1 protein-coding gene is annotated in these 251 nt (G+C 53.0%); it reads left to right on the top strand.

Going from position 1 to position 251, the window contains the following annotated elements:
• Nucleotides 1-93: 93 nt before the first annotated feature.
• Nucleotides 94-251: ATP-binding cassette domain-containing protein (locus Q4563_RS21335; protein WP_303605948.1), on the top strand; the 158-nt coding region annotated here is incomplete at its 3' end.

Below are 251 nucleotides of genomic sequence, written 5' to 3'. Positions count from 1 at the left end.
GCCCTCGACCGTCTGATGCTCAGCCTGCAAAAAGCAGTGTCCTGGGACAAATCAGCCAACGTACGTTAAGCCATTAACACCGGAGAATTTATTATGAGCGTGATCCTCGACATCAGCCGCGTTGGCATCGAATTTCCAACCCCTAATGGCGCCTTCCGCGCTTTGCGCGACGTTGACCTGAAAATCAGACAGGGCGAATACATTTCCCTGATTGGGCACTCGGGCTGTGGCAAGTCCACGGTGCTGAATAT

The organism is Gilvimarinus sp. 1_MG-2023, from assembly GCF_030548285.1.
Note: the sequence above shows the minus strand (reverse complement) of the source record. Positions and strands in the feature narration are given on the sequence as shown.